The 8,281-nt window shown below is 69.4% G+C and carries 8 protein-coding genes; 3 read left to right on the forward strand and 5 right to left on the reverse strand.

The genetic code is table 11. The features are described from left to right. On the reverse strand, positions 1–244 hold a 244-nt coding region (locus HUU96_RS07530; protein ID WP_174292220.1), incomplete at its 3' end, for a class I SAM-dependent methyltransferase. A gap of 3 nt (positions 245–247) precedes the next feature. Continuing rightward, entirely contained in the window at positions 248–694 is a 447-nt protein-coding gene (locus HUU96_RS07535) for a GtrA family protein (RefSeq protein WP_254605099.1), read from the reverse strand. Positions 695–801: 107 nt separating this feature from the next. Here HUU96_RS07535 and HUU96_RS07540 point away from each other — a divergent pair, with 107 nt between their 5' ends. Beyond that, on the forward strand, positions 802–2,622 hold the full coding sequence (locus HUU96_RS07540) for an AcrB/AcrD/AcrF family protein (protein WP_438827066.1): 1,821 nt from the start codon (positions 802–804) through the stop codon (positions 2,620–2,622). Here HUU96_RS07540 and HUU96_RS07545 read toward each other — a convergent pair. Continuing rightward, positions 2,619–3,239: a MarC family protein gene (locus HUU96_RS07545; protein ID WP_174292221.1), complete on the reverse strand. Its 621-nt coding sequence runs from the start codon at positions 3,237–3,239 to the stop codon at positions 2,619–2,621. The two genes, HUU96_RS07540 and HUU96_RS07545, sit on opposite strands and share 4 nt — an antisense overlap. Then, complete coding sequence (gene folD, locus HUU96_RS07550; RefSeq protein ID WP_174292222.1) at positions 3,239–4,111, reverse strand: bifunctional methylenetetrahydrofolate dehydrogenase/methenyltetrahydrofolate cyclohydrolase FolD; 873 nt, start codon at positions 4,109–4,111, stop codon at positions 3,239–3,241. The genes HUU96_RS07545 and folD overlap by 1 nt, the downstream gene beginning before the upstream one ends. A gap of 443 nt (positions 4,112–4,554) precedes the next feature. Here folD and HUU96_RS07555 point away from each other — a divergent pair, with 443 nt between their 5' ends. Further along, the gene (locus HUU96_RS07555; protein WP_174292227.1) at positions 4,555–5,217 is read left to right on the forward strand and encodes a sugar transferase; all 663 of its coding nucleotides are present in this window, start codon (positions 4,555–4,557) and stop codon (positions 5,215–5,217) included. 6 nt (positions 5,218–5,223) lie between these two features. On the opposite strand, the gene HUU96_RS07560 is transcribed toward HUU96_RS07555, so the two are convergent. Further along, positions 5,224–7,377, reverse strand: a complete 2,154-nt coding sequence (locus HUU96_RS07560) for a hypothetical protein (protein WP_174292223.1) — start codon at positions 7,375–7,377, stop codon at positions 5,224–5,226. 504 nt (positions 7,378–7,881) lie between these two features. Here HUU96_RS07560 and HUU96_RS07565 point away from each other — a divergent pair. After that, on the forward strand, positions 7,882–8,281 hold a 400-nt coding region (locus tag HUU96_RS07565), incomplete at its 3' end, for a hypothetical protein (protein ID WP_174292224.1).

The following is an 8,281-nucleotide window of genomic DNA, read 5'->3' on the forward strand; positions in this document are numbered from 1 at the left end:
GCTTGCCGAGCCGCTGGGCTGCCAGGCGGCGGGCGGCGGGGTCGATCTCGATCGCGTCGACCTCGCCAAAGGTCGCCAGCATCGCCAGGTTATGGCCGGTGCCGCAGCCGATCTCCAGGATGCGCGCATCGGCGGGCAGGTTGGCGAAGCGCGATAGATAGTCCGCCAGGATGTCGCGCCGCGCCCGATACCACCAATGGGTGGAGTCATGCGCCGCCATGCGATCATAGACGACCCGGTCCATCGGTCAGCGATAGACCCAGTTGCGCTGCAACCCGAAGGTGACGAGCGGCGTCACGAACACCGCCGGCACCAGCGACCACCAGGTCGGGCCGTGCATCAGCGGCCCGGTGCTGATCCAGATGAAGCACTGGTTGAGCGCGAAGCCGAGCAGCTGCACGAGGAGGAAGCGGTGCGCGGTCCGCTCGTCGCGGCTGCCATGGCCGCGGAACGAGAAGCGGCTGTGCGCGACATGGCCGACCGCCGCCGCCGCCAGGAACGCGATCGTCCCCGCCACCAGCGGCCACACCGCCCCCGGTCCCAGCCACAGCACGCGATGACCATAGGTGGCGAGCGGCCAATAGACGCAGGCGTAGAAGCCGGTGACGGCCAGCCCGGTGAAGCCGAAGCGCACCAGCTGGCCGATCACGCCGCTCGTCCGCCACACCTCGACCTGTCGGTGGATCGCCGTCACGCTTGCCCTTTTGCCGGCCGGCGATAGAGCGGCGGCTCGGGGCGGGCATTAAAGCGAGTGAGCGCGTGAGGGAAGCACCTTCGCAGAAGGCTGCGGCCGATCCGGCGTTGGACGACCGCCGGAGCGCGTTCGTTCGCGATCTGGCCATCGACTTTGATCGGCGCTGGATCGTGCTGACGCTGGTCGCCTGGGCGGCGATCGTCGCCTGGTACCTGTTCGACGACTGGAACCGCATCCGCTGGCTGGCGCTGGGCGATACCGACGACAATATGCGCCTGGCGCAGGTGCGCGCCTGGATGGGTGGGCAGGGCTGGTACGACCTGCGCCAATACCGGCTGAACCCGCCGGCCGGGTTCGACATCCACTGGAGCCGGCTGGTCGACCTGCCGCTCGCCGGGCTGATCCTGTTCTTCCGCCTGTTCACCTCGGACGCCTGGGCGCAGAAGCTGGCTTGCGGGGTCGCGCCGCTGCTGCCGCTCAGCCTGGCGCTGCTGGGGCTGGCGGCAACCGCGCGGCGGCTGGTCGCGCCGCTCGCCTGGCCGCTGGCGGTCGCGGGCGTGCTGTTCGCCGGCGCGACGATGATGATGTTCGCGCCCGAGCGGATCGATCATCACGGCTGGCAGCTGGCGATGCTCAGCCTCACCGTCGCCGGCCTGTGCGATCCGCACGGGCCGCGGGGAGGCGCATTGGTGGGAATCGCCAGCGCGGTGTCGCTGACCATCGGGCTGGAGATGCTGCCCTTTGCCGGCATGGCAGGCGCGATCATCGCTCTGCGCTGGATCTGGCAGCGCGAGGAGGCCCCGCGGCTCTCCGCCTATGCGCTGACCCTCGGCGGCGGCTGCGCGGCGGGCTATGCGGCGTTCGCGTCCTATGCCGACCGGGTGCCGCGCTGCGATGCGCTGACGCCGGTGTGGCTGTCGGTGATGGTCGCGGCCGGCGCGCTGCTGTTCGTGCTCGCCTGGACCAGCCCGGCGCAGCGCATGGTGCGGCTGGCGATGGCGGTGGTGGCAGGCGGGATCATCGCCGCAGGCTTCGCGCACCAGTTCCCGCAATGCCTGGGGCGGCCAGAGCAGGTCTCGCCCGAGCTGGCGCGTGCCTGGCTCGACAATGTCCGCGAGGCCAAGCCGATCTTCCGCCATCCGTTCCGCACCGCCTTTCCGATCGCGGCGCTGCCGGTGGCGGGGCTGATCGGCGCATGCGTCGCGACCTGGCGGACGCGGCGGCGGCTGCTGGCGGAGGGCCGTTCGCTGGCCGAGCCGGTCATGGTCGGCTGGGTGTCGGTGACGCTGTTCACCGCCTTTGCCTGCGTCGCGCTGTGCTGGCAGGTGCGCTTCGGCCCGGGCGCGCAGATGCTGGCGGTGCCGGGCGCGGTAGCCTTGGTGTGGTGGCTGGGGCCGCTGCTGCTCAACCACCGCTCGCTCGCCGTACGCGTGTTTGGGCCGGTGCTGGGTTTTCTGCTGGTGACAGGCCTGTTCGCCAACCTGATCGTCCAGCACACCGGCGTCGACCGGCCGAGCCGCTACACCCAGCGCGTCAACCGCGCGACCGGGCGCTGCATGACCCAGCCGGCGCTGGAGCCGCTCGACGCCTATGCCAAACAGACGGTGTTCACCTTCATCGACCTCGGCCCGCGGCTGATCGTGCTGAGCCACCATGACGCCATCGCCGGGCCGTACCATCGCAACGGCGACGCGATGCTTGACGTGCAGCACGCGTTTCAGGGATCGCCCGACCAGGCGCACGCGATCATGCGGCGGCACCGCGCGACGCTGTTGCTGGTATGCCCCAACATGGCCGAATCGACGGTGTACCGCGCGCGGGCGCCGCGCGGCTTCTACGGCCAGCTCGCGCACAATCGGAAGTTCGCGTGGCTGACGCCGCTGCCGCTGCCGCGTGGCTCGCCGCTGCGGCTGTTCCGGATCGGCTAGCCCAGCGACACCTGCAGCCCGTCCATCACGAACTGCACCGCCAGCGCCGCGAGCAGGACGCCGAGCAGCCGGGTGATCACCGCCTCGATCTTCGCGCCCAGCACCCGCATGATCGCCCCCGCTGCGAGCAGCGAGGCGAGCATCAGCGCGAGGTTCGCGCCCAGCGCCGCCAGCACCACGCCCTTGCCCTGCCAGCCCGCGTTGCGCGCCATCAGCAGCATAACCGACGCGATCGAGCCCGGGCCGGCGATCATCGGCATCGCCATCGGGAAGATCGACACGTCCTCCGCCTCGCCGGTCGCGGCGACCTGCGCGGCGCGGTCCTCGCGCTTCTGGGTGCGGCGCTCGAACACCATCTCCAGCGCGATCAGGAACAGCATGATGCCGCCGGCGATGCGGAAGCTGGCGAGACTGATGCCGAGCCCGTGGAGCAGCGCCTGCCCGACCAGCGCGAACACCAGCAGGATGCCCGCCGCGACCCCGACCGCGCGGATCGCCATCGCCCGGCGATGGAGCGCAGTCGCGCCGCTGGTCAGCCCGGCGAAGATCGGCGCGCAGCCCGGCGGATCGATCACCACGAAGAAGGTGATGAACGAGGAGACGAACAGCTCCAGCATCAGATCGCGGGATCGGGCGTGACCCCCTCGCGCCGGCAGGCCGAGACATAGGTGTTGCGGATCAGGCAGGCGATCGTCATCGGTCCGACCCCGCCCGGCACCGGCGTGATCGCGCCCGCCACCGCGCTGACGCCGGCGAAATCGACGTCGCCGACGAGGCCGGCATCGGTGCGGTTGATGCCGACGTCGATCACGCTCGCACCCGGCTTGATCCAGTCGCGGGTGACGAGGCCGGGGATGCCGACCGCCGCGACGACGATGTCGGCTGCACGCACATGCGCGGCGGCGTTGCGGGTGCGGCTGTGGACGGTGGTGACGGTGCAGCTTTCCGCCAGCAATAGCTGCGCCATCGGCTTGCCGACGATGTTGGAGCGGCCGATCACCACCGCCTCCAGCCCCGCCAGCTGCGGCCGCACGTCCCGGATCAGCAGCAGGCAGCCGAGCGGCGTGCACGGCACGAAGCCGGCGATACCGGTCGCCAGTCGCCCCGCATTGACCGGGTGGAAACCGTCGACATCCTTGTCGGGATCGATCGCCTGGATCACCGCGCGCTCGTCGATCTGCTTGGGCAGCGGCAACTGGACAAGAATGCCGTCCACCGCCGGATCGGCGTTGAGCGCGGCGACCAGCGCGAGCAGCTCGTCGGCGCTGGCCGTCGCGGGCAGGCGATGCTCGATGCTGGTCATCCCCGCCTCGCGCGTGGCGCGGGCCTTGCTGCGGACATAGACCGACGAGGCAGGGTCCTCGCCGACCAGCACCACCGCGAGCCCGGGCACGCGGCCGCTTGCCGCGTGCAGCACCGCCACCGCGCTCGCCACTTGCGCGCGCAACGCCGCCGCGCGCGCTTTCCCGTCGATGATCGCTGCCGTCATGGGCTGCCGCATAAAGGCTTGCGGCGGTCTTCGCCAGCATTGCGGCGATGGTGCCGAAACGGATTGTTAGGCGGTGGTTAAGCTCTTCGTGCGCACGGTATGGCCCGATCCGCCATGCCGCTGCCCAGCCACCCTCCCAGCTACGTAACCGACCGGCCGCGATCCCGTCGGGAAAAGCGTGCCAGTTATCGACCTGCCGCGGTGTCGGTCGTCGCGGCACAACAGCGTGAACCCGCCCTCAGCGACGCCTTACAGACGCAGCACGGTCAATGGCCGGCGGCCGTTCGGATCGCACTGCCGATCATCGTGTCGTCCTTGCTGTGGTACGGCATTATCTCCTTGCTCCGCCTGCTTTAATTTTCAAGACTTGGCCGGGACCCGAGCATCATCAGGTGCCGAGTCGCGGGGGGAGTCGACGGACAATGGCCGACTGGGCGGCACCGATGGTCGTGTCTCGACGTCGAGCGTATCGGCCAGCGTCGTCCGCCCGATCGACGGCAAGCGATCGCGCCGGCCGCTGCCGCGACATCGTGCTGGCCCTGATCGCGCTGGTGTTCCTGCTGCCGATGCTGGTAGCCATCGCGCTGTTGATCATGCTGGCCAACCCGGGGCCGCCGTTCTTCGCGCAGACGCGGATCGGCCGGGGCGGCCGGTCATTCCGTTGCTACAAGTTCCGCACGATGGCGGTCGATGCGGAGCGGCGGCTGCAGGAGCATCTGCGCGACGAGCCGATGTGGCGGGAATGGGCGACGAACCACAAGCTGCGCCGCGACCCGCGGGTGGTGGGCGTCGGCAACCTGCTGCGCCGGGCAAGCCTCGACGAGCTGCCGCAGCTCCTCAACGTCCTGCGCGGCGACATGAGCCTGGTCGGCCCGCGCCCGATCAGCGCCGCAGAGGTCGGGCGCTATGGCCGGTACTTCGCGACATATTGCCGGGTGCAGCCGGGGCTGACAGGTCTTTGGCAGGTGAGCGGCCGCAACCTGTTGCCGTATCGCCGCCGCGTCGCGCTCGACATCACCTATGTCCGGTCGCGGTCGCTGCTGCTCGACTGGCGTATCCTGCTGGTGACCGTGCCAAGCATGGTGCTGCGGCGCGGTGCCTATTGATCGGCTTCACGGCAGCAGCGGGTTGATGACCGAGGCGGCATAGGCGGCGATCAGCGCGGCCCCGGCATCACGGGGATGCGTGCCGTCGCCGGCATAGCGCGCCGTGTCGGTCGGATCGGTCAGCGCCGGCAGGTTGCCACGGTCCAGCAGCGTATAGCCCAGGCCAGCCGCCGAAGCGGCGACCTTCGCGTTGTAGCAGCGACGCGCTAGATCCATCTGCCCGCGCGTGGCCGCATAGACGTCCCATCGCCGCGGCAGGACAGTCAGCACCAGCAGCTTGAACCCCGCCGCCCGCCGGCCGGCGACGAACGGCTCCGTATGGCTGGCGAACAGTACCTCCGCATAGTTCTGCACCGCCGCCGCCGCGGTCGCCACCAGCGTCTGCGTGCCGCCGGCGGTGGCGGGCATGGACAAGGTGATGCGATCGGGACCGTCGACCGATTGGATCGTCGTACCCGCCGCGATCCCGGGTGCCTCGATCATCTGCCCCGCCCCCAGCCCGATGGTCGCCGTGAGCCCCGTTATCACCGCCGATCCTCCGGTCAGGCTGCCGGCATAGCGCGCACCCGCCGTATAGGTCGCGCCGGTTACCGTCGCCGCGGCGGCATCGGACAGGGTGACGGTACCGCCGCCGATCGCCACGACCGTGCGTAACGACGTGCCGTCGGCCCCACTTGCGCCGCCGCGGATGCTCTGGCCGACGACCAGCCCGCCTGTCGACGAGACGTTGACCAGCTGCGCCGACCCGCCAACGCTGTTGGCGGTGAAGGTCGCCGCCGGCGCGTCGAGCTGCCCCATCAAATAGGCGATGTCGTTGGTCGGCTCCATCGCGATGCACAGGTTGGTCAGCCCGGGACGGAACAGGCTGTCATTGTTATAGGCGAAAGCGCTCTGGTCCTGCAGATAGCGCCCGCCCGCCGCCAGGCTGATCACCGGCACGCGTGCCTTGAGCAGCGGGATCATCTGCCGCACCCAGCCATTGATGCCGTTGCCGCCGCTGACCGACGCCGTCCCAGCGCCATATTCGACCGAGTTGCCGTTGACGATGATCTGCGCGGTCGCGCCTGCGAAGCCGCCGGTGCCGAAGATCGCGTTCAGCGCGGTCCTGACGCTCGCCTCGTCGATGCTCGACAGCGCCGCCGAGTAGATCACCCGCGCCAGGAACTGCAGCCCGCCATCGCCGCCGCCGTCACCCTTGCCGACATGGCCGCCGGCGAAGCTGGTCGCCGACGGTGCGGCCGCGTCGTCACCGAAGATGCCATCGCAGCCGATCCGCGCCGCGCCGGCGGAACCGGTATAGGTGACGACCTGCGGCTGCATCATGGTCGCGCGCCGTCCCGTCGCCATCGCAGCGCCGCTCGTAAACGGCGCGCCGCCATCATAGGCGTTGGCCCCGAACTGCAGCGCCGCTGCGCCCTGCACCGTCCCGAGCCGCCCGGGCGAGCCGTTCTGCAGGCTGTTATAGCCATAGACGTCGAACAGGGTGACCGCCTGATGATCGCCGGTGACGCCGGCGGGCATCTGCATCGAGGTGTTGCCGACAAAGCTGAGCGGCTGCACCCCTTGCCGTGCAACCGCCGCCAGCGTCGGCCGGGCGCTCGCCACCGTTTGGGTCAGGTGCCGGCCATTGCCCGTCTGATCATAGACGATGTCGACCGCATCCCCGGCCGCGGCCAACCCGGTCATTACCGGGTTACCATCGTCGCCCGCGGTAATGGCACCGGCAACGACGGCGCGCATCGTCGCGCCGACATAGCCTGTGATCAGCCGACAGGGGCTCCACACCGCGAGGGGAGCGACCGCGACCGCGGGAAGGCCCATGACGGCCGGTGTAGCCGCGACCCCGCCCTGCGCGGTCAGGACGATCGTCTCGCCGATCATCCGCCTGCCGTCGCCCGAGGTGGCGAGGATGCCGAGCGCATAACGGCCATTGGCTGCGGGCGCACCGCTGCCCGCCAGGATCGCGTCGCCCGCGAGATGAAGCTGCGGTGGCGCGGTGCCAAAACCCGCAAAGCTGGTAGTGCCGAGGCCGAGGCCGGCAAAGGGGTCGCTCAGCGTCGCGATCGTCTCGCCCTGGCCGATGCTCGCCGGGAAGGTCGTCACGCTCGCGGCAAGGGCCGCGCCTTGGCCGGCCGCGCGGCCGGTGTCGTGGAGAGGCATGGGCCTACCACTCCTTGGCGGTGAAGGACTGGCCCGCGCTCGCACCGATCACGCTGATCGCGCCGGCCGGGACGCCGAACGACGGTGGCTCATAGAGCTGCCCGGCCGCCAGCCTGATCGCCGGCGCGCCGAGCGTCGCCGCGCCGCCGAACCCGATCCACAGATCGCCCGACGAGAGGTTCTGGATCAGGAAGCCGCGGCGGGCGGCGCTGTGGATTCTCTCAACGGTGTTCGCGGCATGGGTTGCGCTGCTGGCGTGGATTTATGTGACGCAGATTTTGATGAAACGCGGGTGAGCGTGATCCCCTCGCCCGTGGGTCGGCACATAACGCACGCATCGCAGTCTCAAACCTTTGTTGCCGCTGCGCCTGCGTCGCCTCTTTCTTTGCTTTGCAGCGCGCTTGCTTGATGCAGGTTCGCGAGCGGAGGCGACGCAGGCGTCGCCGCTACGGGCATAATGTGTTACACCAAACTGGAACCGACGCCCGCGGCGTCTTTAAAATAATGAGCAATTTCAACATGACCCTCGAACGTTTAGAACCCCGCGCGTTGCTTTCCGCCACCCTCACCGCTGGCCAGACGGTTATCACCGGCATTCACACGGCCGGGGTGCAAAAAAACTACCAGTTCAACCTCGTCGCCGGGCAGGCGTTTGTTATTGCCGCCGGGGATAATTCGAGCACGTTTACGACCGAGATCGTCCTCTTCGGCCCCAACGGCCGGGCGATCGCGCGCTCGTCGGGGGCGGACGGCGGGTTTATTGGCAAGGTGATCCCGACCACCGGCAAATACGACGTGCGCATTTTGGATATCACCAACAATCACACCGCCAGCGTGACGCTGACGGCGTTTTACTCCGGCGCGTCCACTATCACCGACAGCGACGACGCCGGCGCCATCCAAA

The sequence above is a fragment of the Sphingomonas bacterium genome, assembly GCF_903644135.1.
GTDB lineage: Bacteria > Pseudomonadota > Alphaproteobacteria > Sphingomonadales > Sphingomonadaceae > Sphingomonas.